The organism is Dokdonia sp. MED134 (assembly GCF_000152925.2).
Lineage (GTDB): Bacteria > Bacteroidota > Bacteroidia > Flavobacteriales > Flavobacteriaceae > Dokdonia.
The window spans coordinates 2058930-2083470 of record NZ_CP009301.1 but is presented as its reverse complement, the minus strand read 5'-3'; the positions used below and the strand labels follow the sequence as shown (position 1 = coordinate 2083470).

At 37.9% G+C, this 24541-nt stretch carries 24 protein-coding genes and 1 tRNA gene; 10 read left to right on the top strand and 15 right to left on the bottom strand.

Translation table 11 applies throughout. The annotated features are described in order from the left end of the window. Window positions 1-159: 159 nt before the first annotated feature. Window positions 160-2193 (bottom strand): glutamine--tRNA ligase/YqeY domain fusion protein, encoded by a 2034-nt coding sequence (locus MED134_RS09125; protein ID WP_038598142.1) that lies wholly within the window; start codon window positions 2191-2193, stop codon window positions 160-162. A gap of 190 nt (window positions 2194-2383) precedes the next feature. On the opposite strand from MED134_RS09125, the gene MED134_RS09120 reads away from it, so the two are divergent. The 3 genes from MED134_RS09120 to MED134_RS09110 all read left to right on the top strand — a co-directional run bounded on the left by MED134_RS09120 (window position 2384) and on the right by MED134_RS09110 (window position 3233). Beyond that, the gene (locus MED134_RS09120; RefSeq protein WP_038598140.1) at window positions 2384-2593 is read left to right on the top strand and encodes a zinc ribbon domain-containing protein; all 210 of its coding nucleotides are present in this window, start codon (window positions 2384-2386) and stop codon (window positions 2591-2593) included. A 59-nt stretch (window positions 2594-2652) separates the two neighbouring features. After that, window positions 2653-3009: a dihydroneopterin aldolase gene (gene folB, locus MED134_RS09115; RefSeq protein ID WP_035326199.1), complete on the top strand. Its 357-nt coding sequence runs from the start codon at window positions 2653-2655 to the stop codon at window positions 3007-3009. Window positions 3010-3162: 153 nt separating this feature from the next. Beyond that, window positions 3163-3233, top strand: a tRNA-Cys gene (locus tag MED134_RS09110). A gap of 48 nt (window positions 3234-3281) precedes the next feature. Here MED134_RS09110 and MED134_RS09105 read toward each other — a convergent pair. From MED134_RS09105 to rnr, 4 genes are all read right to left on the bottom strand, one after another. Further along, window positions 3282-3983 carry a LysE family translocator gene (locus tag MED134_RS09105; protein ID WP_035326195.1) on the bottom strand — a complete coding sequence of 234 codons (702 nt, stop codon included), beginning with the start codon at window positions 3981-3983 and terminating at the stop codon, window positions 3282-3284. 103 nt (window positions 3984-4086) lie between these two features. Next, complete coding sequence (locus tag MED134_RS09100; protein WP_038598137.1) at window positions 4087-4758, bottom strand: head GIN domain-containing protein; 672 nt, start codon at window positions 4756-4758, stop codon at window positions 4087-4089. Between the two features lie 60 nt (window positions 4759-4818). After that, a complete protein-coding gene (locus MED134_RS15340; RefSeq protein ID WP_193352749.1) occupies window positions 4819-4986 on the bottom strand; it encodes a hypothetical protein in 168 nt (55 codons plus the stop codon). Window positions 4987-5052: 66 nt separating this feature from the next. Next, the gene (gene rnr, locus MED134_RS09090; protein ID WP_038598133.1) at window positions 5053-7257 is read right to left on the bottom strand and encodes a ribonuclease R; all 2205 of its coding nucleotides are present in this window, start codon (window positions 7255-7257) and stop codon (window positions 5053-5055) included. A gap of 426 nt (window positions 7258-7683) precedes the next feature. Between rnr and MED134_RS15275 the strand changes: the two genes are divergently transcribed. From MED134_RS15275 to MED134_RS09080, 3 genes are all read left to right on the top strand, one after another. After that, window positions 7684-7848 carry a hypothetical protein gene (locus MED134_RS15275; protein ID WP_157496176.1) on the top strand — a complete coding sequence of 55 codons (165 nt, stop codon included), beginning with the start codon at window positions 7684-7686 and terminating at the stop codon, window positions 7846-7848. Between the two features lie 740 nt (window positions 7849-8588). Further along, complete coding sequence (gene rpiB / locus MED134_RS09085; RefSeq protein ID WP_038598131.1) at window positions 8589-9020, top strand: ribose 5-phosphate isomerase B; 432 nt, start codon at window positions 8589-8591, stop codon at window positions 9018-9020. Window positions 9021-9053: 33 nt separating this feature from the next. After that, window positions 9054-9509, top strand: coding sequence for a GNAT family N-acetyltransferase (locus MED134_RS09080; RefSeq protein WP_038598129.1), 456 nt, complete (start codon window positions 9054-9056; stop codon window positions 9507-9509). Between the two features lie 55 nt (window positions 9510-9564). Here the strand turns inward: MED134_RS09080 and MED134_RS09075 are convergent, their stop codons facing one another. The 4 genes from MED134_RS09075 to rnpA form a co-directional block, all read right to left on the bottom strand. After that, the gene (locus tag MED134_RS09075) at window positions 9565-10338 is read right to left on the bottom strand and encodes an SUMF1/EgtB/PvdO family nonheme iron enzyme (protein ID WP_038598127.1); all 774 of its coding nucleotides are present in this window, start codon (window positions 10336-10338) and stop codon (window positions 9565-9567) included. Between the two features lie 4 nt (window positions 10339-10342). Continuing rightward, window positions 10343-11179: an OmpA family protein gene (locus MED134_RS09070; RefSeq protein WP_237747104.1), complete on the bottom strand. Its 837-nt coding sequence runs from the start codon at window positions 11177-11179 to the stop codon at window positions 10343-10345. Between the two features lie 37 nt (window positions 11180-11216). Then, window positions 11217-12842 carry a S41 family peptidase gene (locus MED134_RS09065; RefSeq protein WP_038598122.1) on the bottom strand — a complete coding sequence of 542 codons (1626 nt, stop codon included), beginning with the start codon at window positions 12840-12842 and terminating at the stop codon, window positions 11217-11219. 149 nt (window positions 12843-12991) lie between these two features. Further along, window positions 12992-13372 carry a ribonuclease P protein component gene (gene rnpA, locus MED134_RS09060; RefSeq protein WP_038601103.1) on the bottom strand — a complete coding sequence of 127 codons (381 nt, stop codon included), beginning with the start codon at window positions 13370-13372 and terminating at the stop codon, window positions 12992-12994. 137 nt (window positions 13373-13509) lie between these two features. Between rnpA and MED134_RS09055 the strand changes: the two genes are divergently transcribed. Further along, window positions 13510-13866 (top strand): S24 family peptidase, encoded by a 357-nt coding sequence (locus tag MED134_RS09055; RefSeq protein ID WP_038598120.1) that lies wholly within the window; start codon window positions 13510-13512, stop codon window positions 13864-13866. After that, a complete protein-coding gene (locus MED134_RS09050; RefSeq protein ID WP_052084183.1) occupies window positions 13863-15137 on the top strand; it encodes a Y-family DNA polymerase in 1275 nt (424 codons plus the stop codon). The genes MED134_RS09055 and MED134_RS09050 overlap by 4 nt, the downstream gene beginning before the upstream one ends. An 11-nt stretch (window positions 15138-15148) precedes the next feature. Here the strand turns inward: MED134_RS09050 and MED134_RS09045 are convergent, their stop codons facing one another. From MED134_RS09045 to MED134_RS09030, 4 genes are all read right to left on the bottom strand, one after another. Continuing rightward, on the bottom strand, window positions 15149-15901 hold the full coding sequence (locus MED134_RS09045) for a hypothetical protein (protein WP_038598116.1): 753 nt from the start codon (window positions 15899-15901) through the stop codon (window positions 15149-15151). Between the two features lie 129 nt (window positions 15902-16030). Next, window positions 16031-17878 carry a M1 family metallopeptidase gene (locus MED134_RS09040; protein WP_038598114.1) on the bottom strand — a complete coding sequence of 616 codons (1848 nt, stop codon included), beginning with the start codon at window positions 17876-17878 and terminating at the stop codon, window positions 16031-16033. 72 nt (window positions 17879-17950) lie between these two features. Beyond that, window positions 17951-19645: a S8 family peptidase gene (locus MED134_RS09035; RefSeq protein ID WP_237747103.1), complete on the bottom strand. Its 1695-nt coding sequence runs from the start codon at window positions 19643-19645 to the stop codon at window positions 17951-17953. After that, window positions 19629-20489, bottom strand: a complete 861-nt coding sequence (locus MED134_RS09030) for an MBL fold metallo-hydrolase (protein ID WP_038598112.1) — start codon at window positions 20487-20489, stop codon at window positions 19629-19631. The genes MED134_RS09035 and MED134_RS09030 overlap by 17 nt, the downstream gene beginning before the upstream one ends. A 219-nt stretch (window positions 20490-20708) precedes the next feature. Between MED134_RS09030 and MED134_RS09025 the strand changes: the two genes are divergently transcribed. Next, the gene (locus MED134_RS09025; protein ID WP_038598110.1) at window positions 20709-22595 is read left to right on the top strand and encodes a cation:proton antiporter; all 1887 of its coding nucleotides are present in this window, start codon (window positions 20709-20711) and stop codon (window positions 22593-22595) included. A gap of 56 nt (window positions 22596-22651) precedes the next feature. Here MED134_RS09025 and MED134_RS09020 read toward each other — a convergent pair whose 3' ends face one another. Further along, window positions 22652-23929 (bottom strand): MATE family efflux transporter, encoded by a 1278-nt coding sequence (locus tag MED134_RS09020; RefSeq protein ID WP_237747167.1) that lies wholly within the window; start codon window positions 23927-23929, stop codon window positions 22652-22654. Between MED134_RS09020 and MED134_RS15385 the strand changes: the two genes are divergently transcribed. After that, a complete protein-coding gene (locus MED134_RS15385; protein WP_237747102.1) occupies window positions 23871-24017 on the top strand; it encodes a hypothetical protein in 147 nt (48 codons plus the stop codon). The two genes, MED134_RS09020 and MED134_RS15385, sit on opposite strands and share 59 nt — an antisense overlap. Before the next feature lie 20 nt (window positions 24018-24037). Here MED134_RS15385 and MED134_RS09015 read toward each other — a convergent pair whose 3' ends face one another. Continuing rightward, complete coding sequence (locus MED134_RS09015) at window positions 24038-24538, bottom strand: GNAT family N-acetyltransferase (protein ID WP_038598106.1); 501 nt, start codon at window positions 24536-24538, stop codon at window positions 24038-24040. Between the last annotated feature and the right edge of the window lie 3 nt (window positions 24539-24541).

The following is a 24541-nucleotide window of genomic DNA, read 5'->3' as shown; positions in this document are numbered from 1 at the left end:
TTTGTTGTTGTGTAAAGATATTTTGATAGCCTTTTATTCTCCGTTAATAACCGGTTAATATCCACAATACCAGCTCATAATAAATGTTAAAAAAACCCGCTATCTTTCTAGATAACGGGTTTTTATGCCAATTTTAGTTAAAATAGAGATCCCTATTTCTTAAAACCTTGCTGCCGCTTCTTGCAGCAATTCATTCTTATCTTCTCTTGCTTTTTCGACAAATGCTTCTGCACCTTCTATGTCTTTAATGGTTTTGTTTTGCGCTTTCGCGAAAGCGTATAAACTCTCCATACCCGCAAGACGAGTTCCTACCTTCTTTGCCGCAGTGTTAAAGAATCCTTTTACCTCTTCTTCTGTAAGCTGGACTGCTAGTTTTTGAATATCTGCTACTGTAGTAAGACGCTTCTCCTCTGGAAGATTTGCTAGCTTCTTACCTAGTTTATTTATGGTACTCAATGCAGATGCTTGTTGCTGCTGAGGTTTTGGTGCATTTTGATTTTTTTGTGAGGCTTGCTTAGGTTTAATTTTTGCCCAAGAATCACGTAAACCTACCGTTCTGTTAAAAACAAGATGCGATGTTGTACTGTCCTTATCTACATTAAAATATCCCTTGCGCTGAAACTGAAATAAGTCACCTACCTCAACATCTTTGAGACTAGGCTCAAGGTAGCCTGTAATGGTTGTTAAACTGTTAGGATTTATAAATTCCATAAAATCCTTGTCTTCGTGACCATCTGGATTTTCATCACTAAAAAGTCTATCAAACAAGCGCACCTCTGCCTTAATAGCGTGTTGTATAGATACCCAGTGAAGTGTTCCTTTTACATTGCGCTTAGAAGCTTCTGTACCGCTTCCAGATCTACTCTCTGGGTCATAGGTACAATGTATCTCTGTGATGTTTCCATCTGCATCTTTTATGACTTCTTCACCCTTTATGATATATGCATTTTTGAGACGTACTTCTTTACCCGTAGTAAGTCTAAAGTATTTACTACCAGCATTTTCTTTAAAATCTTCACGCTCTATGTACAGCTCTTTACTAAAAGGAACTTTACGCTCACCTGCACTCTCATCTTCTGGATTATTTTCTGCATCTAGCCACTCTTCTTTTCCTTCTGGATAATTTGTAATCACCAGCTTTACAGGATCAAGAACTGCCATCACTCGTGGTGCAGTACGATTTAAATCTTGACGTATATGAAATTCTAATAGCGCTACATCTATCACATTCTCACGCTTTGCAACACCTACTGCATCTATAAAGTTACGTATAGAAGCAGGAGTATACCCACGACGACGTAAACCAGAGATAGTAGGCATACGTGGGTCATCCCAGCCAGATACAACACCTTCTTCTACCAGTTTAAGAAGCTTGCGCTTACTCATAATGGTATAGTTGAGGTTAAGGCGTGCAAACTCTCTTTGTTTTGGACGTAAATCTTCACCTGTATAAACTTGGTCAAGAAACCAGTCATATAGCTCTCTATGAGGCTTAAACTCTAGTGAGCATAAACTATGCGATATTTGCTCTATGTAATCGCTCTCTCCGTGTGTCCAGTCATACATAGGGTATATACACCAGTCACTACCTGTACGGTGGTGATCTTTATGTAAAACTCTATAGATAATAGGGTCACGCATTAACATATTTACGTGTGCCATATCAATCTTAGCACGTAGTATGTGTTCTCCTTCTTTAAACTCTCCTGCCTTCATTCTTGCAAAGAGGTTTAAGTTTTCTTCTACTGTGCGATCACGATAAGGTCCAGGTACACCAGGTTGTGTAGGTGTTCCCTTTTGCTCTGCCATTGCTTCACTAGACTGTGAATCTACATAAGCCTTTCCATCTTTAATGAGCTGGATAGTCCAGTCGTATAATTGCTGGAAGTAGTCACTAGAAAAACATACTTTATCCCACTGGTATCCTAACCACGAGACATCTTCCTTAATGGCATCTACATACTCTTGCTCTTCTTTGGCTGGGTTTGTATCGTCAAAACGTAAGTTTACCGGTGCACCATACTTCTCCCCTAGTCCAAAACTTATGCATATAGCCTTACAGTGCCCTATGTGTAAATACCCATTAGGCTCTGGTGGAAATCTAAAGCGTAAATCTTCTTTAGAATAAGACCCTTTAAGATCTTCTTCGACGATTTGCTCTAAAAAATTTAATGATTTATGTTCTTCTGTCATAACCTATAATTCTTGTGGTAAAATTAATCATTTTGACGATGGATTGTGCAGGTGATTTAACTGGGATTTTTTACGCTTTCGCGAAAGCGCAATTATACCCTTATAAACTATCCATAGACAGGAGCGCTCGCACTAGATTTTGTAACAAAATATACTTCTCAGCTACATATACTATAATCAATATACCTTTATGAACACACTCAACTATACCTGTCCAAAATGTGCAAATACAACTTATAATATAGGGCAAATGAGAGCTACTGGTAGCTTTCTAACTAAATTACTCAATATGCAAACCGAAAAATACAGTACAGTTACTTGCAAAAACTGCTCATATACTGAGTTCTATAAAGCAAAAACTAGTGCGCTGAGTAATATTTTTGATCTCTTTGGAGGATAGTATTCTTATTATACATTGTACGTATTGTAACTTTGACCACTTATAAACAATACCGCCATATGGGAAAAATAAGAGTAACAAACATACGTGCATACGCCTACCACGGTTGCCTCTCTGAAGAGACAGCCATAGGATCTGATTATAGAGTAGATGTAGAAATTGAGGCAGATTTATCTAAAAGTGCTCAAACAGACACGCTATCTCACACGGTAGATTATGTGTTGCTTAACCGTATTGTTAAGGAAGAAATGGCAATACCCTCTGCCCTACTTGAGACCGTTTGCGAGCGTATACTGGTACGATTTTTTAATGAGGAAGCACTCATACAAGTAGCAACAGTCGCAGTATCTAAGGTAAATCCTCCTATAGGTGGCGATGTAGAAATGGTAACTGTAGAGCGTACTAAAACTCGTTAAGCATTCATTTTAAACAATATAAATGCTGTAAAAAAAGGATAAGGTTTTTATATCTCTTCTTGATAATGCATAATTGCAACTAGAAGGAAGTAAAAAAGTAGTGATTCTCATAAGTTATATAACAAATCTATTCCTATATTTGCACGCACAACTGGTATCGTGGCCGAGTGGCTAGGCAGTGGTCTGCAACACCATCTACAGCGGTTCGAATCCGCTCGATACCTCAAAAAGGAACTTCATACGGAGTTCCTTTTTTTATGCAATATTATTTTCTAGGTAATACTATCTGGCGTAATCTCTGGGATTTCTTGAAAACGCTCCATCTCCTGTTGTATATTAAACTCGTCTGAGGGTACAAAACCCTTAGTAACTAATACAAGACCACAAACTATAAGAACAAGGCCTAAAACCTTTTTTAGTTTAAAAATTCTACGTGGAGTAAGATATCTTTTAAGTTGTTTTGCTAGAATAATCTTGCCTAAGTCTGTAATAAAGTAAGCACCTATCATCCCGATAAAAAACCCAAGAAGGCGCTCTCCATCATTTTCTACAGTAGGGCCTATAATTATTAAGATACCTAGCCAGAAAACAAGCACTCCTATATTTATAAAATTAAGTAAGAATCCTTTTATAAAAAGTTGTAGATACCCTCCTTTTTTAACCTTTGCTCTATTAGGATCTAGGGCATCTCGTGTAGGTTTTTTAAGATAAATAGTAAGTCCGTACACTATCAATATAGCACCACCAAAAACATAAAGACCTGGCTGGTTACTTAAGTTTTCTAGCAGTTGATAACTACTTAAGTAAGCAACCATTATAAAAATAATATCTGCTATGATAACACCTATATCAAAACTTAGAGCAGCTCTAAAACCTTTTGTAGCCGCTGTCTCAAGTAACACAAAAAACACAGGCCCTATTAAGAACGCTAGGAAAAATCCTAGGGGTATGGCTGTGTGTAAGTCTTCAAACATAAAAGTATGGTGCTTTACACAAAGTTAGGTAAAGGGATTTACAAAAGAAAAGGGATGCTCACTGGTTATGAACATCCCTCTATAATTTAAGAATACATTATGGTTACATAATCTTTATACGCCCTCCAAAGGTGCGATGCTTCTTTACCTCTGCAGGATTACCGTAAATCACAATGTCACCACCGGCACGTATAGTAAGGTCTGCCATTTTACTCGCATAAGCCTCTACTTCTCCTCCAGCTTGTACAAATATCTCTGCAGTTTCTGTCTCTAGGTTACGACCCTCATAGATACCACCTGTATTTACTTTTACTCTCTGTACCGTTGCTTGACCACTCGCTTCTATAATACCTCCTGTAACAGCTCTTAAAAGGGCTTCTCGCACTTGTAAACCTACTTTAACGCGAGCTCCTTCTTGCATCTTAATCTCAATCTTGTCTTGTTCTATAAGCTCGTTTGAGGTAATAACAGCTCCTTCATTACCATCTATAACTTCTAGATTATTATAATGTACATATACAAAGGTCTTGTTACCATCAAAAATGAGATCTAGATCCATTTTAATCTTAAGTGTTCCATCTTTGTTTACCACATTAACCTGGCTTACGTCTTCACCTGTAATCACCACCTTATTCTCTGTAGATTTTACAAGATTTACCACGATACGATCATACACTTTTACTTCTGTAAAATCTCCTACATTTTTTGTGATAGGATTTTGAGCAAAAGAAATACTCGTTATAAGTATGGCTATAAATGTTACTATTGTTTTCATAATAATTGTCTTTGTTTGTTATAGAGACAGGCGGTCCTCTTTATTGTTACAGTCTTACTATTAATGACGCTTTCCTTTCCAAGTACCGCCATAGGTATACCCAGGACTATTTTTGTGAAGATTGCAACAGTCTTCACAAATAAAAACCCATTGCTTTTTACTGTGAAGTCGCACTCTAAAGGCAACTTCAGTTTGTGTATTACAGGTATGGCATTGTTTTGTTTTCATACAATAAAACCACCTTATAAATTTTATAAAGTGGCTTATTTTTTTGCTTTCGCGAAAGCGTATTTATTATTGATGCAAGCCTTCCTTAACACCTACAAGTGTAAAGTCTAGGTGTTTCTTAACAAGATCTGCTTCTTTTACTTTTACTACTACCTCATCTCCTAGGGTAATCTGGTTACCAGACTTCTGCCCTATAACCGAGTAGCTATCTTGATCAAACTCATAGTGATCTCCTTTTATGTCACGCAAGCGCACCATACCTTCACACTTATTTGAGATGATCTCTACGTAGATTCCCCACTCTGTAACTCCAGAGATCACACCTATAAACTCTTCATCTTGATGGTCTTGCATAAACTTGACTTGCATATACTTTATGCTATCACGTTCTGAACTTGTAGCAAGCTGCTCCATATGAGATGAGTGCTTACATTTTTGTTCATACTCTTCTTCACTAGCAGATTTTCCGCCATCTAGATAATGTTGTAATAAACGATGCACCATTACATCTGGATAACGACGTATAGGTGAGGTAAAGTGGCTGTAATACTCAAATGCAAGACCGTAGTGACCTATATTTTCTGTACTGTAAACAGCTTTACTCATAGTACGTATGGCAAGTGTGTCTACCATATTTTGCTCTTTCTTACCTTGTACATCTACGAGTAACTGGTTAAGAGAAGAGGTTACACTTTTACGATCTGTGAGGTTCATTTTGTAACCAAATTTACCTACCACCTTCTCAAGAGAGGCAAGCTTCTCATCATTAGGCTCGTCGTGTATACGGTAAACAAAGGTCTTTTTAGGTCGTTGTTTACCTATAAACTCAGATACTTTTCTGTTTGCAAGTAGCATAAACTCTTCTATGAGTTTATTTGCATCTTTTGATGTTTTAAAGAAAACTCCCGTAGGGTTTGCATCATCATCAAGATTAAACTTTACCTCTACTTTATCAAAAGAGATAGCTCCATCCTTCATACGCTGGCGGCGCATAATTTTTGCGAGTCTATCTAGCTCTAAAGTTGCTTCTACAAGCTCATCTGTAACTGTATACTCTTCACCAGTAAGTGATACTGCCGCTGGAATAATATTAGATCTACTCTCTATAATAGCTTGTGCTTCTTCATAAGCAAAACGCGCATCACTGTAAGTAACTGTACGTCCAAACCAAGAATTTACAATTTTTGAAGTTTCTGGTACCATCTCAAATACAGCAGAGAAGGTATATTTTTCTTCATTAGGACGTAGAGAACACGCACCGTTACTCAATATTTCTGGTAACATAGGTACTACTCTATCTACAAGATATACAGAGGTTGCACGCTCATAAGCCTCATCATCTAGTATAGTACCTGGTACGAGGTAGTGGCTTACATCTGCAATATGCACGCCCACTTCATAATTACCATTTTGTAGTTTTTGGAAACTCAATGCATCGTCAAAGTCTTTTGCATCCTTTGGATCTATGGTATATGTAAGTACATCACGCATATCACGACGCTTTGCAATCTCCTCTTCTTTTATAGAAGTATCTATCTTATTTGCATACTCTTCTACCTCTTTTGGAAACTCATATGGCAATCCATATTGTGCAAGTATAGAGTGTATCTCTGTGTTATGCTCACCAGGTTTACCGAGTACTTTTGTGATTTTACCATAAGGAGAGTCTGCTTTTTCTGGCCAGTCTTCTATGGTAACCACTACTTTATCACCATCTTGTGCATCACCTATTTTTTTAAGTGGTACAAAGATGTCTGTATACATCTTGTTAGACTCAGATGTAAGTACAAAGGCAAACTTTTTTTGGAGTTTTACAACCCCTACAAATTCTTCAGTTTTACGCTTGATGATTTTTGTAATCTCACCTTCGTGTTTCTTACTACGACGCTGGCGGTATATATATACCTCAACCTCGTCACCATTAAGTGCTTTATTTAAGTGATGTGGTGGTACATAGATATCTTGTTCAAGATCATCTACCATCACATAACCGCCACCTTTACCAGAAACATCTAGTATCCCAGTGTGGTAATTTTTATTTGCTGCAATCTTAAACTGGCCACGTCCCTCTTCTACGATTTGTTCTTTGGCTTTAAGTTGCTGTAAGTTTTTGATTATTTGATTACGGCTAGATGGATCATCTACATCAAGTTTTGCCGCTATTTGTTTGTAATTGTAAGTTTTGTGATGATCTGCTTTTAGAATTTTTAGTATTCTTTCTGAGAGGTTTGTTATTTTTCCTGGTCCTCTCCTTCTCTTCTTCTTATTCATTTATTTTATATCTGGTACAAAATTAGTCTTAAAATGTTCAACTTCAGTATTTCTGTTAAAATTTTAAGTTTTTATAACCTTTTAGAAACAGGGTTTGTGATTATTATGCTTTCGCGAAAAGATGAAACGAGCTACTTACTAAGAGTATGTAGCAAGAGCATTAAAATTTTATACTCTTTAAGTCAAGACATTTTGATATGTAAAGAGTACTGTGCAAAAGCTATGCCTTAAAACATTTTACGACAGTCATTCTCAAAATTACGGAAACAGTAAATCTTAATCTCATATTACTTAAAACATCCCTTTTAAGGTAACATTTTAAAAATCAAAACTTTAAAATTAAAAGTTATTTCTATTTTTCTTAAAAAAATCTTAAAATTAGTGTAACAATTGTATTTTTGTAGCGTCTTTATAGAGACGAGCACTATGAATACATCAAAGCTTTTTCATAAAAACACCTTACTATTTCTAATAATCTTCATTATTGGAATCATAGGCTTTGCGATATATATAAACGCAACCTTTGAGGAAGAAAACCCTAATCACACCTCGACACCGTTTTCTCAAGAGCGAGTGAGTTATCACTCATAACCTAACAGCTTTATTTTTCTTTTCAGTTTCCTTTTTCACGTAAGTGAAACAAATCTCCTTGTCAACACTTTTTAAAACAGTCTTCTTTTCCTTTTTTTCTTCTAGTTACTTCTAGATGTTATTCACATATAATATTATATATATTTCTTTTCTTTAAAAATTTAAAAAAAAATTGATGCTTATTATATAGTGTGAATAGCGGTATAACTTTTTGAGCTGTTCTTTGTAAAAGTGACTTTTTGTTAGTTATTGACATCTTATCTACGAGTTATTATAGTTAAATAGGCTTGTAAATCTGTATGTTACATTAGGTAGTTAACAAATGTTGATAACCACACTTCACATAAAATTGCTTATAACTTGAGTTATTAACTTATTAAAAATGGCTGCTTTTATTGCTCATAATTTTGATCATTATTTGGGATAGAAAAATTAGGTTTATATACCCTAAGTCCTGTATTGTATTTTTATTTTATAATCACAAATAGAGTTATCAGTATTGCTTAAAAGTTATTGACAATTGCTATTAACAGGTTTTTCACGGTTATCAACAATTGTAAACAAAGCAAGAGGTTTATACACATACACCTATTAAAGTTGTGATATACAACATATTAAGCGTGTAACTTTATCGAAGAATAAAAAGAACACAAAATTATAGTCAGTATTAAATTACCGGTTAAGTAAAACGGTAAAACAATACCGCTATTTACTAACTTTGTTATTCAAACAAACGTACTATGAAAATCTCTATAGGAAACGATCACGCAGGACCTAGTTATAAGAATGTTATTGTCAAGTTTTTAAAAGAAGCCGGGCATACTGTTAGTAATTATGGTACAGACACACCAGATAGTGTAGACTATCCAGACTTTGGACATCCTGTTGCGACAGATGTAGAGGAGGGTAAGGCAGATTTTGGTATCGTTATATGTGGTAGTGGTAACGGTATTGCAATGACTGTTAATAAGCATCAAGGTGTACGTGCGGCCCTATGCTGGATAAAAGAAATTGCCATTCTTGCACGTGAGCATAACAATGCAAATGTGATAGCGATACCAGCACGCTACACTTCAGAAATGCAGGCGCTTGAGATGGTAAAAGCATTTATTACTACAGAGTTTGAAGGAGGTCGCCACCAGAGACGTGTAGACAAAATAGCTTGTAACTAGCCTTATAAAAATCCCGCTACGCGGGTATTACTTATGGACAAAGTAGCCCTTGATTTTAAAATCAAAAAGTTTGAATTTCTTAATACGAGCGAGTTGTACGATATACTACAACTTAGAGCTGAGGTTTTTGTAGTAGAACAAGACTGCGTGTATCAAGATGTAGATGGTAAAGATCAAGATGCCGTACACGTGATGGGTTATAAAAACGAAAAGCTAGTCGCATATACCAGAATTTTTGGACCAGGAGGTTATTTTGAAAATGCCAGTATAGGTAGGGTAGTAGTGAAAGAAAATGAACGCGCGCACACTTACGGTTATGATTTAATGAACACATCTATAGAAGCGGTAGAGCGGTATTATAATGAGACAACCATAAAAATATCTGCTCAAACGTATCTCAAACGTTTTTACAACAATCTTGGTTTTAAAGAAGTAGGTGAGGGCTATCTAGAAGATGGTATTCCTCATATTGGGATGCTGAAAAACTAATAGCGAGAATTTTTACGCTTTCGCGAAAGCGTACTCATAACTTAAGCCGTAAACCTTACCAAGCCTCTGTCTCACAGATACACCTAAAAGTGGTTTTACTTTTAGAAAGCGTATCGGTTTTAATACGCTCACTTTGAATATTAAAGAGACTACCGTCATTAAGTAGTTCATCAAGATTAAAAGTAATCAAATATCCCTCTGGATGATCTTTTACGCCAGCTTCTGATACTGGTAATTGTTTTAAACGATCAATTTGTTTAAAATGATTAATCACGTTTACAAACTCACTTTCCGAAAGGAGCCTATAGTATAGTTTTTTAGGAAATTGTTCTCTAGATTTTTTTGTCTTATTGATATGGTTAAGACGCAAAGTAGCCAGTTCTGAACGCCATTTACAAAAAAGAAGAGCTTCTTTATAATCTATACCTATTATAGGGTGCTTTGCATACACTGGGTTATCAAGAATATTAGTTAAGGCTACTTCACTGGTATCTTTAATATTAAGTAAAGATGATACCGCATCTGCATAACTGTTTTGTTGCAACACTTTTATTTCATCTGGAAGTGGCGCATTGTGAGTGGGTAAAGTCTCAAACATTTTTGAGGACTCTGTAGTCCAATAATAATCTCGATGCCTCAAAAACTCTTTATACATTTCATTAGTCACGGGTTGTTTATCAATAAACATAGTATCTACCAGTTTGATAGTACCCGGAGGAATGTAGTTTTGGTTAAAATTCTTATTGATTTTTGATGTAGGCTTGACAGCTTGAGAACAAGACAAAAAACTCATTGTAAGTATGCAGATTGCTACCGTAACTTTAACCATATAATTACTTTTTCTTGGGCTTTACTTTCTTCACATAAGTAACGAGAATCTCTACACGCTTATCATCTTTAGGGTCACCACCTAGTGGAAACCTACTACCAAAACCTTGATAGCGCATTCGTTTTTTTGCTACACCGTGATCTGCAAGATAATCGTATATAAATTTTGCTCTCGCCTCAGAGAGATTACGTTTACCAGTCTTTAGATTAATACCATCACGGCCGTGGTCTACACAACACACGTGACCCTGTATCTTAAAAATAATCTCAGGATGTGCAGCGAGATATTTGGCTAGCTTATTAAGGTCCTTACGAGATTTGCCGTGTATATAGCTGTAGTTAGTTTTAAAAAGAATGTTTTTTAATAGGATACGGTCTCCCTTTACAATAGGCTCATCTTCAAAGGTTTTATATCTATCCTTTGTCTCTTCTAGTTCTTTTTCTTCGGCAATGGCTTCTTTTGGAACTACGCGAGGTTCTAATAATGATACGATAATCTCTACTTTACGATTAAGGGTGCGTTGCACTTCACTACCCACGTCATCTAGTCTGGTGAGAAGTAACTCCCCTTTTCCGTCTGAGTTTTTTATGATACTATCTGCAATACCTCTATCTACAAACTTTTGTTTAATAGTATTTGCACGCTCTTGTGAGAGCCAGTTATTATAGGCATCTGTACCCCGGTCATCACAATAGCCATAAATAGAGATATCTTCTATTTTATCTAGAGGCAAAGAGGTAATAAAGCGTTCTAGCTTTGCATTTTCTATAGCAACGAGATTAGATTTATCTGTCTCAAAAAAGGTTTCGTGTGTTTTATCGACCTGAGCAAAAGCTTGCACAGATAATAGGAGCAGGGCTATATGTAGCGCAGTCCTTTTAATTATTTAAAATCTTATTGTAGCGATTTTTATCTGCTAGTACTGCTAGCGCTTCCTTAACCTCTACATTATTTATAATCTGGTACTCATAAAGACCATCTCGATAAAAGTATCTCTTTACAATCTCATCTATGAGTAGATTTTCAATCTCATCTTGACGCTCATCTATAGATTTTTCTTTTGCCAGGGTTATCGCATTATTAAGTTGATTGTAAGCCGCCGATACTTCTGTTTTAAGATCATCCTTATCTGCTTGTTCTAGTGCCTTTGCAAATGCTTTTTCTGTACCGGTTTCATACTTAAAACCTGTACGATTTAAAAATGATTTAAAGTCTGCAAAATCTGCTTGTGACCACGAGAACTCACTCATATCGCTATACTGATGATTATAATAGTAATCTGTAGCATATTCAAAAATCGCATTATCCTTAAGAAGAGCAGTTGTTACTGGGCTCAACTTTGCAGAGCTCACTTGTATATCTGGTAATACACCACCACCGTCTAGTACCTTACGACCGTTTTTAGTTTTAAACTCATTATAATCTGCAGCATCGGTGCGTACAGCATTTCCATTTTCATCACGATTCCAGTAATCTAGAGCTTGTATACAGCGACCAGAAGGCGTGTAGTAGCGAGATATCGTGATTTTTACAGATGTACCGTAAGTAAGTGGTTTAGGGCGCTGTACAAGACCTTTACCAAAGGTTCTAGCACCTACCACCACAGCTCTATCATAATCTTGTAAACCTCCAGAAACAATCTCTGAGGCAGAGGCAGACCTACCATTTACGAGCACTACAAGAGGTATCTCTGTATCTACAGGTTCTTGCGAAGTCGTATAGGTCTTATTGTATTTTTTTACTACAGACTTTGTGGTTGTAATGAGAGACCCTTTAGGTAAAAAGAGATTGCAAATATTTATAGCCTCACTAAGTAAACCACCACCGTTACCACGTAGGTCAAGTATAATCTTTGTAGCACCATCTGTTTTAAGACTCACAAGTGCTTCTTTTACCTGGCTAGATGCCTTTTTATTAAACTTTGTAAGCACGATGTACCCAGTATCACCATTTATGAGTTTTGAAAACGGGACTGCATCTATCTCTACCGCAGAGCGTTTTATAGTTGCTTTATCTGTTTTTCCTTGGCGCTTGTAGGTGATGACCACCTCACTGTTTGGTGCTCCTTTAAGTAAATCTCCAGCATCACCATCTACATCTGCCACGGTAATGTCACCTATTTTTATAATCTCATCACCTGCTTTAAGACCTGCTTTATCTGCCGGGTAGCCTTTGCGCGGTTCTGTAATGGTCATCTTTCCGTCTTGATTGCGCACGGTGGCACCTATACCAGAGTAGTCTCCAGAGCGGTTAATTTTTGCATCTTCTACCTCTTGCTCCGTCCAGTACTTTGTATACGGATCAAGATCTGCAAGCATACCCTCTATGGCACTATCCATAAGCTCTGCAGGGTTTGTCTCATCTACATAATTCATATTAAGCTCCTTAAAGAGCTCTGTAAAAATTTCGATTTGCTTTGCGATTTCAAAGAAGTCACTTTTAAAACTAACCGTACTGATACCTATGACAACAGCAATAACGGGAATGAATATTTTCTTTTTCATAATACAAGATGTCTGTAAGAGACTATAGTTGTGCGTATAACGCTTTCGCGAAAGCGTAATTATCTACTTTTTATTTTTTTTAATCCATCTGCGCATAAAAAATGCACCTATACCTAACAAGATAAGAAAAGGCCAGAGATGCAACAAACTTATGATGCAGGAGCTATCGCATCATTAAATCGTTTTATAAGTTTGACCATAGCCTTATGAAGCTGTTGTTGAGAGACTTCTTCTCGACCTGTATAGATAATAAGCATCACAAAGGTCGTGCCTTTTATACAAATCTGGTCTTTGTGTAAACGATAAGACTCCCGCATCAAGCGTTTTATACGATTGCGAGATACGGCAAGTTTAAAATTGCGCTTAGATACAGAAACGCTCACTTGGTGTGATATGCCTTCTTCCTTGAGTGGTGTCTCCATATATATGAGCCGCAGCGGAAAAGACTTGACAGACCTTCCCTCTATAAAAAGCGCTTCTATGAGCTTCTTAGATTTTAGCTTTTCTTTTCTTGGGTACGTGTGTGCCATTGCTGGCAAAGATAGTAGAATTGAGGTAGGTAAAGGAGGAGATATACGCTTTCGCGAAAGCAAAAAAATCACAATACAGCACATCAAATAATGGAAAAAATACATTTTATTGGAAAATATCCATAATTTTGTCATCTATGAAGACAGAACCTCAAAAAGTAAAACGTGCTGTGACAGACTACTCGGGTAACCGGTCTGTACAAACAGGTTTCCCCAGTCCTGCGACGCATTACCGTGAGCCTATGATAGACCTCAATAAGGAGCTTAGTTCTTCTCGTGATGCGACCTTTTTTGTACGTGTAAAGGGTGATAGCTGGAAGTCACATAACATTCTTGATAAAGATGTTTTGATAATAGACCGCGCACAAGTAGCACAAGAGGGTAAACTGGCACTAGTTATTACAGAAGAGGGTTTTGATGTGCAAAGAATAAATGCTTCAAAACCTATAGAACTCTGGGGAATGATAAGCTACATAATACACAAGGCGGTATGATTGCGATGGTAGATTGTAATAGCTTTTATGCCTCTTGTGAGCAGGTATTTAGACCTGACTTAAAGGGTAGACCTGTCGCTGTATTGAGTAATAATGATGGCTGTATCATAGCAAAAAATAAAGAAGCAAAGGCGCTCACACATATCCCATATCGCGACCCACTTTTTAAAATAAAAGGGTTGCTGGCACAAAACGATGTCACGCTCTTCTCATCAAATTACACCTTGTATGGAGATATGTCTGACCGCGTGATGAATGTACTGCGCGAGTTCTCACCTGCCGTTGAGGTGTACAGTATAGATGAGTCTTTTGTAGATCTCTCTGGGATGATTCACGTAGATCTTAACGCCTACGGTCACCAAATTAAAAATACGATTGTGCAGCGCACTGGGATACCTGTAGGAGTAGGCATTGCACCTACTAAGGTGCTGGCAAAACTTGCAAACCGTATTTCAAAAAAGGTAGCACACTTTGACCACGTGTATGTGATGGATACCGAGGAGCGACGCATAGAGGCACTTAACTGGGCAGAAACAAAAGACATCTGGGGGCTAGGTAAAAAACACGTGGAGCGTCTCGCTCATATAGGTGTCTTTACAGCTTATGCATTTACAGAAGTACCACTTGCGTGGGTACGTAAAGAAATGACCGTAGTAGGGGAGCGCTTGTGGAGGGAGCTTAATGGAGAATCTTGTATTCCTTTTGAAACGCTTCCGCGAAAGAAAAAAGCAATAGGAACAGCAAAATCCTTTGGTAAAAAACTGGATAACCTACCACAAATAGAAGAAGCCTGCGCTTACTACATAAGTGAAGTAAGCGAGGTGCTACGCTCCCAAAAATGTTGCTGTACACAACTGCGTATATATCTCACCACAAACTATCACAGCACAAATGATGTGCAACACGCAGATAAGACCATTGTAACCTTATCTGTGCCCACGAATGATACTTTTATTCTTATAGTAGAAGCAAAAAAAGCCTTAAAGCGAATTTATAAGCCGGGATTTAAGTACAAAAAAGTGGGCGTAGACCTTTTAGGTCTCATACCAGAGGAGGAAGTACAAGGTAACCTCTTTATGCCCGAAGCGACGGGAGATAAGCGCCTCATAAAAGCCTTTGACGCAATAAATAATCGCTACGGGAAGTCTACAGTTTCGGCAGGATTATCTGGCACCTCAAAAAGTAATAAGGAATGGGAACTCATTAAAGAGGAGCGCAGCCCACGATATACAACCCAGTGGGATAGTTTACTGGAGATAGGGAAGGGGTAGTATTTATCAACCTATTGCTTTAGAGAGTTAAACATCTCTTTGTATTCCTCACTCAGGGTGATAAGTTTATCCATAAGTAAGAAGCTGTTTTTGGGTTTGAGGAGGTTTGTATCTAACTGTCGTGATTCACAATAGTCAAAAAAGTAGTAAGCACTATTTTCTGGTAGGCCTAGCTCGTTGTACAAAAAGTCATCATTAAAGACAGGATCCTCTTTAAAGAGTTTTTCTAATTGTAAGGAATTAATAGCTAGAGTTGTTTTTGCATTTCTCCGTCCGTCCTTTTTCTTAAATAGCTTACGTGCCTTTTTAAATAGTGCAACAAAGTTAATTCCGTAAGTAGACGCTGGTGGGACGTAGAGATGTCCGTTTTTGTCAATATCTCCTAGTATAGACTGCTGGACTGTCTGCTCATAAGCCGGCGCACTAAAAGTGATTTCTTTTTTAGGCGTATTATGCAAGAGTACCTCGTCAAGTTCATTGTTTACTTCTTTTAACTCAATGACTATGGGACTAGATATATCTTTTGCGGTGATCACTTTAAGTTGAGGTGCATATGGAAAGAGATAGAAAGAAATAGAATCATTTACAGCTGCCGCAATTATAAAGGACCCATTACTAGTGCTTTGGGTTTGTATATTTCTTGACAGGTTTTTTACACTTACACCAGGTAGTGTTTGGGTTGCATTATAAATAGTCCCTTCGAGCGTCTGTGCTGAGGTATAACTCCCCACCAAGCAAAAAAGAAAAAATAACTTATAATTCATAAACGCTTTACTCACATTTAAAAATATAAAACTATCATAGTATCAGAAGATTATGAATCATAAAGTCTTTATAAAAAAACCAGCTCGTAATGAGCTGGTTTAAATAAGCGCTAGTAATGTGAGGTTATCTTACTTGTTTTCCCACACATTATCTGTTTGATCAATATCTGCCATTTTTGAGGTAGGATCAATCTTCATCATCTTTACTTTACTTATAGGTGCGTCTATTGTAAAGGTATATGTAGGGTTTGTCCAAGGCCAGTCTGCGAGTTGCTCACGAGTAATGTTTGGCGTTGGGTTTGGTTTTTCGGCACGCATCATACGCAGTGGCATATAGTATGATTTTTGAGAACCGTCTGCCATATCTACATAAAGATCTATAGGCATAGGCATTAACCCTTTTCGCGTAAGCGTAACCTTTGTTTTATTACCATCTGCCTCAACGCTTGTGATACCGTAGTCTATCGTATTTGTAGTTTGTGTCCAGTCTGTAAGATACCAGTCTAGCTCCATACCAGAAACCTTCTCTGCCGTACGTTTAATATCGTTAGGCGTAGGGTGCTTAAAAGCAAAATCATCAAAGTATTTTTTGAGCGTTTTTTTAAGGTTATCTTCCCCTATAACGTATCCTAGTTGTGCTAGAAATACGGCACCTTTACTGTATGCAGCGATGCTGTAAGGCATATTCTCGTTGTAACGGTCTGCGTGTGTAGTTTGTGGTTGTTCTTTACCGCTTTTTACAAGGTAGTAGTACCCTCTGTATGATCCAGCAATTGGATTAGGGTTATCACCTCCTGTAAGTTCATTTTCGGCTAGAGCAGAGATATATGAAGTAAATCCTTCATCCATCCACTCGTGTTTTGCCTCATTACTTGCCAGTAAGAATTGAAACCAAGTATGTGCCATCTCGTGTGCAGTCACACCAAAAAGGCTCCCAAACTTGCGCTCACCAGTGATAAGTGTACTCATTGCATACTCCATACCACCATCTCCACCTTGTATCACAGAGTACTGCTTGTAAGGGTATGTACCTACGTGCTTGTTATAAAAGGCAAGTAAGTCTGCCGTCATAGGCTGTAGTTTTTTCCAGTTTGCCTTTATAGACTCTTTATTTTTATAGAAGAAGTGTAGCTCTGTATCATTTTCTCCCATAATCACATCGTGTACATACTCAGGATCTGCAGCCCAGGTAAAGTCGTGTACGTTTGGTGCTTTAAAGTGCCATTGTAATTTACCACGCTTTGCGTTTTTACCAGGCTTCATAGAAGTGCCAGCATACCCGTGACCCATATCTTCTGGATCTTGTAAATAGCCTGTACCACCTACGGTGTAGTTTTCATCTATTGTGATTTTTACATCAAAGTCTCCCCATACACTGTGAAACTCACGAGCGATATAAGGATGTGCGTGCCAGCCTTCAAAATCATATTCGGCCATTTTTGGGTACCACTGTGTCATAGATAGTGCAACACCTTCTTTATTGTTACGACCACTACGGCGTATCTGTACTGGTACTTGTCCTTTAAAATCCATATTAAAGGTTGTACTTGCTCCTGGTGCGATAGGTGCAGCAAGTTGTACTTCTAGCACAGTACCGGCTACCTCATAGTTTAATTTTTTACCATCTTGAGTAAGGCTTTTTACTTTTATAAAACCTATCTCATCTGGCCCTAGCTTGCTTATTCGATCTTTAACACGACCATCTGGATCTGCAATGTTGCGCGAGCGCACATCCATCTCACTACCTGGTTGAAATGCATTAAAGTAAAGGTGATAATACACACGGTCTAGCGTCTCTGGTGAGTTGTTTGTATACACCAGCTTCTGTTTACCATCGTACTGATAGTTTTTTACATTCATATCGATCTCCATCTCGTAGTCGACGTGTTGTTGCCAGTATGAGGTGTTGTTTTGTGCATACGCTTTCGCGAAAGCGAACAACGATACCATCACCAGTAATTTATAAGCGTTTTTCATTATAGATTGATTTAAAGTTAAAATCCCAAATTCCACTATCGAGGAACTTGGGATTTTTAGAAATTACTAAAATTATTTTTGTAGCTCTGCTAGTTTAAAAGCATTGTACATATTGACCATCTCACCAGATTTTGAAATATCGCTAAAACGCGCTTTCTTAGTCTCATCACCTCCTAAGATAACTTGAGTACCGGTAGCAAGACCACTAGCCATAATGATCTTTTTAATGTTTGCAGCGCTTAATTTTGGATAATAGCTACGTAGCATTGCTGCAACACCAGCCGTGTTAGGCGATGCCATAGAGGTACCTTGTAAGAACTCATACGTATCTTCAGGAGTGGTACTGTATATACGTACACCAGGAGCAAATACATCTACTTGAGACTTACCATAGTTTGAGAAGCTTGCTACAAGCTCACCACCATACTTTAGGTTAAGTGCTCCTACAGTGAGGAAAGTGTCACTCATCTCATTTACATTATCTATCTGATCGTTAGGGTATACTCTATTTGCCGGATCATCAAGGCTTATCCCTTCATTACCCGCAGCGTTTACGATAAGTACATCCTTCTTTGCCGCATATTTTATTGCGTCATAAACCCACTCTGGATTTTGAGAGTAGTATTTTCCAAAAGAGGTATTGATCACCTTTGCACCATTATCTACCGCATAGCGTATTGCTAGTGCGATATCTTTATCATACTCATCACCATCTGGTACTGCACGTAGTGCCATAATCTTGATGTTTTTATTTGCAACACCATTCATACCCTTACCATTATCACGCTCTGCAGCAATAATACCTGCTACGTGTGTACCGTGTTTTGCACCGTCTGGCTCTGGTCCATACACGTTGTTATTACCATAGTTGGTATCTGTAATATCATAAGGATCATCACCTAGTACTTTTCTAAAATCTGCTGTTTTATTGTAGTTTGCCTCTAGCTGATTTGTAAAGTAATCTACGCCATCATTTATATTTTTAATAAACTCAGGTATTGAGTCTGCATAGCTCAACATTTGTGTTAAGAACGCAACGTGCTGCTGCATCTCTGCCGTAGGGTTTGCAATGGCTTTAAGATCTGCCGCAGTATAATCTTCTTTACCCAGCTTTGCTTTTACAGCTGCGTGGGATGTTTTAAGTTGCCCTAAAATTTGCTCGTAACGTGTTTTGTTTGCTTGTGCCTCTGTTACTTTCGTGTCATACTCACTTTTTGCTTTTTGATACTGTTGGAAGATTTCTCTTAGGTTTGCAGGTATAGATGCAAGTGTTTTACCTTCAAACTGGCTCTCGTATCTTTTTATAATACGTACAAACTCTAGCTGCTCTGCATTTACATCACCTAGAAAATTCCATCCGTGTATATCATCTACATACCCGTTGTTATCATCATCTTTACCATTACCCGGTATCTCGTTAGGGTTTGTCCAGATTTTATTTTTTAAATCTTCGTGCTCTATATCTATACCAGAATCTATAACAGCAACAATAACTTGTTGTCCTATTTTATTAGGTATAATTTCTTCATAGGTACGATTTACACTCATACCAGGTATGGTATCTGCTTTAAGGTCTGCATAGCTCCACGCTTTTTCTTGAGCATCTGTAAGGGCAGCTACTTTAAGAGGGTTGCTATCTACATTTTCAACCGGTACTGTAACGAGTGCGCTAGGCGTGTCACAGGCTGTTAGAAAAGCTGCAGCAGTAGCTGCAAGAAGAAAGGATTTTGTAGTTTGAATCTTCATATTATTAATTAAATAGTTCATTAAAGGTAAAAATATCTTTTGCACGCACACCTTTTTCGGTATGTTGTACAGTAACAAGCTCATTGTGAGCATCGTGTTCTAGCCAGAGATAATAATTATTATCTGCCGCTTGTTTCAAAAATCGTTCTTTTTCATCTATAGATAGAAGTGGGCGTGTATCATAACCAGTCACATAAGGTACGGGTAAATGACCTAATGTGGGTACAAGATCTGCCATAAAAACAATGGTCTTACCTTGATACTGTATATGTGGTAACATTTGCTTTTCTGTATGACCATCTGCAAAGAGAATACCAAAACCTAGTTCGCTCGTTTCCTTAAAGGCATTTTCACCACGTTCTATAAAGTGTAAATGGCCACTTTCTTGCATAGGGATGAGGTTTTCTTTTAAGAAACTCGCCTTCTCTCTATTATTAGGCTCAATAGCCCACTGCCAGTGATTTTCATTAGTCCAGAACTTAGCATTTTTAAAAGCTGGTTCATAACCCGTATGATCTTTGTTCCACTGTATGGCGCCACCTACGTGGTCAAAATGCAGGTGCGTCATAAACACATCTGTAATATCATCTCTATGAAAACCATACTGGGCCAGTGATGTATCTATAGAGTGATCACCCCATCTATAGTAATATCCATAAAACTTCTCAGACTGCTTGTCACCCATACCATTATCAATAAGGATGAGCTTATTACCATCTTCTATAAGGAGACAGCGCGCTGCAATATCTATAAGGTTGTTACTATCTGCAGGGTTAGTACGACTCCATATAGACTTAGGCACCACGCCAAACATCGCACCACCATCAAGTTTAAAATTACCAGCCTCAATAGGATATATTTTCATAAAAACGTGTCAATAGTAGTTGGGATGGTATTTTTTACGCTTTCGCGAAAGCGGAAAACACCTCAAAAAAAGGCTTTTATCCATCACATAAATCTCTGCAAAATACCAAAAAGAGAGTTTTTAAACCCTTATATACATTAGTTTTTAACAAAGAATTGTAACTTCACAACGAAAGCCAAAAGCTTTAAAACACTAATATCGCATCAAAACTGAATTCATATGTTAGAACTAGCCGGAATCATAATTTTAGGGATCATTGCACAATGGGCTGCTTGGCGTTTAAAATTACCTGCCATTTTACCACTACTACTCATAGGTCTTTTTGTGGGACCCGTATCTACACTTATATCTGAAGATGGCACAAAATGGATAGAACCTATCTGGAATGGAGAAGAAGGATTATTTCCGGGAGAGAGCCTGTACTACTTTGTCTCGCTAGCGATATCAATTATACTTTTTGAGGGTGGTCTTACCTTAAAACGTGACGAAATAAGAAATGTAGGCCCAGTAATTACAAAGCTTATCTCTATAGGTAGTCTCGTGACTTTTATAGGAGCTGGTCTTGCTGCCTACTGGATTTTTGGACTAAGCTTACAGATATCATTGTTGTTTTCTGGATTAATCATTGTAACCGGACCTACGGTAATATCACCTATATTAAGAAATGTGCCTGTAAAGCGTGATATCTCTACCGTTCTTAAATGGGAAGGGATTCTTATAGATCCCATAGGGGCGCTTGTGGCGGTACTTATGTATGAGTTTATCTCTGTAGGGGAGGGCGCTGCTTTTACAAAAACAGCGCTGGTTGAGTTTGGAAAAATTGTGCTTTTTGGTAGCACCTTTGGTTTTACGTTTGCACACGCGCTTGCCTTTATTGTAAAAAGAAAGCTAGTACCACACTACTTGATGAATGTTTTTACACTAGCGGCAGTGCTAGGCGTATTTGTAATGTCAGACCAGTTTGCTCACGAGTCTGGACTGCTAGCCGTAGTTGTAATGGGGATGGTTTTAGGTAATATAAACTTGCCTAATATAAAAGAGTTACTTTACTTCAAAGAGTCACTTAGTGTACTACTTATATCGGTACTGTTTATTTTACTTTCGGCAAATATGAACCTTGTAGACCTTGAGTTACTATATAGATGGGAGACACTAGCATTATTTCTTGTTGTGGTATTTATAGTAAGACCTATAGGGGTTTTCTTGAGTACTTGGGGCTCAGATTTACAGACTAACGCAAAGCTTTTTATCTCTTGGGTTGGTCCACGCGGTATTGTAGCGGCAGGTATTGCTTCTCTCTTTGGGTCAAAACTTCTTATTAAAGGAGAGCCTGGTGCAGAGTATATCACACCACTTGTATTTATGATTGTACTGGGGACGGTACTTCTTAACGCGACAACAGCTAGGCTATTTGCTAAGGCAGTAGGCGTATTTTTAGTAAAATCTGAAGGAATACTCATAGTAGGTGCCTCAGAAATGCCACGTCTTATTGCTAAGTATCTTCAAAAAAATGGACGCCACGTAGTCTTGCTGGATAGCAACACAAACCACATACGTATCGCAAAAGAGGCGGGGCTTATGGCAATGCAGGCTAATATTTACTCAGACGATCTTACAGATGACGTAGAGCTAAGCGATATAGGATATCTAATGTCACTTACAGGTAATAGCGATATCAACAAGTATGCAATAAACCGTTTTAGAAAACAATTTGGAGAAAACGGAGCGTACCGTCTCATCTCAAAAAGAGAGATGGACAACATAGCACAGTTACCTAAAGAAGGTCTCTTCTCTGCAACAGATGATTTTATAAATATGACTGAGGTCACAAGGCAGTATCCTACCATAAGTGAAGTGCCTATTTCTACAAAAGAAGAGTACTCAAAAGTGGCAAAAATTATTACAGATGATGATGAGATGATTCCTCTTTTTGTAAAACAGAAGGATGGAACCATACATATTATAGGGTCATTTGTACAAGAGCTTGACGTTAAGTCTTTTCAGGGGAGCCATATTGTTTATTTAGGAAAACCTTTTGATGAAGCATTGCTTGACACTCAAAAAGACAGCAATAAAAAGGTAGAGGAACCTTTAGAAAAGGAATAGGTTTTTAGTACGCTTTCGCGAAAGCGCTCTCAACCATTCTCATATCTATAGAAACGTTACTTTATGGCTAGTGGGTAATACTTTTTCTTGTAAAAGTAAATAAGCATCCCTGCCCTAAAAAGCATCCAGACCATAAAGGCACACCATATTCCCAAAATACCCCACCCCGTGTATTTACTTATATAAAGCACGGGCACAAAGCCTAAAAATGTGGCCACAAGAAGCGTGTTACGTAACCACCCCATTTCTCCTAGACCCTTAAAAATTGAGTCTAAAGTAAAGGCAATAGCGTTAATAGGTTGCATTACAATCACCATAAAAAATACGCCATAAAATACGATAAGTACTGCATCGTCATTACTAAAGAGTAAGCCCATAGGTTTGTATAGAATAGCACAGATAATCATCAAGAAAACAGCAACAACAAGGTTATATTTTATAACTCGTTTTGTGAGTAGCCAGAGGTTGGGGTAGTCCTTTGCACCTAGCAATCTACCGCTTAATAGGTTGCCAGCCGCTCCATAGCCATCTATAAAGAATGCTGTAAAGAGCCATATATTTGCCGCAATGGTGTGGGCAGCTACTGTCTCATCACTTATTGCGGTCGCCTCACGTACAGCAAGTACAAGAGCCACATTGAGAGAAAATGATCTTATAAAGAGGTTAAGACTCATCGAGATAAGTCTTTTAATCTCAGGGTGCAGCGGTAATCGTAGTCTAAGAGAAACGTCTGTCTTTATAAGTAAAAGCACAAGCGCTAGTATAGCCATTACAGCCTGTGCTGCCAGACTTGCCCAGGCAGCACCCTTAACCCCCATAGGCTCAATAATACCGTCTATACCGTATACAAGCATAAAGTCAAGGCCTATGTTAAGAGAGGCGCCTATAATTGCCACAATCATAGGCCAGAAGGTATTTTGTAACCCTCTAAAAATTCCAAACACGGCAAAGGTGAACAGTGTAAGTGGGAAACCCCACACGCGTATATTATAATAGTCTATACTTAAAGATAACACCAACCCCTTTGCATTAAGGAGCATAAAAATCTCTTTTACAAAGAAGTATGTACTCCCTAAAACAATGATAGATAGAATGATATTAAAGTAAATAGCCTGTGCAGGTAACACTTTAATATCTTCAAGCTTTCCAGCACCTAGGTTTTGAGATATTATGGCAGAAATGGCGCTACGTGTTTGCCCTAGTATCCATATAAGCATAGAGAGAAAAGAACCTACAATACCTACAGCAGCGAGCGCTTCGACACTATTTTCTGCAATGTTACCTACTACTGCAGCATCTGTGCTAGAGAGTACAGGCTCTGCAATACCAGCAATAAGCGCAGGAACTGCCAGCTGCTGTATGCGCTTAAAGGAAATATCTATGTTGTGCGATAGTATAGTGATAACTCAGGCTTTAAAATAATTGAGTTACAAAAATACATCTTATATAATGCGCTCATAACAATAGAAGGGATCATTACTTTGCTTTGGAAAATATATATTACCCAGTCTTTTATAACCGCGAGCTTCATAAAATTGTTGATTGCGCTTATTTTGCGAGAAGGTGTCGAGCCGTATAGAAGGTGCTCCAGCTTTTTGTGCAAATTGATGTGCATAGTTCATCATTTTTCTAGCATAACCCTTACCCTGCATATCTGGATGCACAGCGAGTCTATGTACATAGATATTACCTTGGGATGGAGTTAACCATTCAACATCTTCATACTCTTTATCCATAATGGTAGACACCACGATGGTCCCTATGATCGCTCCGTTTTTTTTTAAAACACAGAGTTCCTCACGGTCTATATCTTGCTCAAAAGCGGCGGCACTAGGATAATGCTCATTCCATTGATAGATGCCTTTTTCAATCATAGATTTTGCGCACGCTCTAGTGAGCGCAAGTATCTCTGGAATGTCTATTTTTTTTGCCTTTACAATCACAGT

Excerpts from the sequence above, each read along its gene's own strand:
- MED134_RS09025 (WP_038598110.1), top strand. The coding sequence starts at position 20,709 with ATGTTAGAACTAGCCGGAATCATAATTTTAGGGATCATTGCACAATGG.
- MED134_RS09040 (WP_038598114.1), bottom strand. The coding sequence starts at position 17,878 with ATGAAAAACGCTTATAAATTACTGGTGATGGTATCGTTGTTCGCTTTC.
- folB (WP_035326199.1), top strand. The coding sequence starts at position 2,653 with ATGGGAAAAATAAGAGTAACAAACATACGTGCATACGCCTACCACGGT.
- MED134_RS09045 (WP_038598116.1), bottom strand. The coding sequence starts at position 15,901 with ATGAATTATAAGTTATTTTTTCTTTTTTGCTTGGTGGGGAGTTATACC.
- MED134_RS09065 (WP_038598122.1), bottom strand. The coding sequence starts at position 12,842 with ATGAAAAAGAAAATATTCATTCCCGTTATTGCTGTTGTCATAGGTATC.
- MED134_RS09105 (WP_035326195.1), bottom strand. The coding sequence starts at position 3,983 with ATGTTTGAAGACTTACACACAGCCATACCCCTAGGATTTTTCCTAGCG.
- MED134_RS09080 (WP_038598129.1), top strand. The coding sequence starts at position 9,054 with ATGGACAAAGTAGCCCTTGATTTTAAAATCAAAAAGTTTGAATTTCTT.
- rnr (WP_038598133.1), bottom strand. The coding sequence starts at position 7,257 with ATGAATAAGAAGAAGAGAAGGAGAGGACCAGGAAAAATAACAAACCTC.
- MED134_RS15385 (WP_237747102.1), top strand. The coding sequence starts at position 23,871 with ATGTTACCTACTACTGCAGCATCTGTGCTAGAGAGTACAGGCTCTGCA.
- MED134_RS09050 (WP_052084183.1), top strand. The coding sequence starts at position 13,863 with ATGATTGCGATGGTAGATTGTAATAGCTTTTATGCCTCTTGTGAGCAG.
- MED134_RS09120 (WP_038598140.1), top strand. The coding sequence starts at position 2,384 with ATGAACACACTCAACTATACCTGTCCAAAATGTGCAAATACAACTTAT.
- MED134_RS09075 (WP_038598127.1), bottom strand. The coding sequence starts at position 10,338 with ATGGTTAAAGTTACGGTAGCAATCTGCATACTTACAATGAGTTTTTTG.
- rpiB (WP_038598131.1), top strand. The coding sequence starts at position 8,589 with ATGAAAATCTCTATAGGAAACGATCACGCAGGACCTAGTTATAAGAAT.
- MED134_RS15340 (WP_193352749.1), bottom strand. The coding sequence starts at position 4,986 with ATGAAAACAAAACAATGCCATACCTGTAATACACAAACTGAAGTTGCC.
- rnpA (WP_038601103.1), bottom strand. The coding sequence starts at position 13,372 with ATGGCACACACGTACCCAAGAAAAGAAAAGCTAAAATCTAAGAAGCTC.
- MED134_RS09030 (WP_038598112.1), bottom strand. The coding sequence starts at position 20,489 with ATGAAAATATATCCTATTGAGGCTGGTAATTTTAAACTTGATGGTGGT.
- MED134_RS15275 (WP_157496176.1), top strand. The coding sequence starts at position 7,684 with ATGAATACATCAAAGCTTTTTCATAAAAACACCTTACTATTTCTAATA.
- MED134_RS09055 (WP_038598120.1), top strand. The coding sequence starts at position 13,510 with ATGAAGACAGAACCTCAAAAAGTAAAACGTGCTGTGACAGACTACTCG.
- MED134_RS09035 (WP_237747103.1), bottom strand. The coding sequence starts at position 19,645 with ATGAACTATTTAATTAATAATATGAAGATTCAAACTACAAAATCCTTT.
- MED134_RS09100 (WP_038598137.1), bottom strand. The coding sequence starts at position 4,758 with ATGAAAACAATAGTAACATTTATAGCCATACTTATAACGAGTATTTCT.
- MED134_RS09125 (WP_038598142.1), bottom strand. The coding sequence starts at position 2,193 with ATGACAGAAGAACATAAATCATTAAATTTTTTAGAGCAAATCGTCGAA.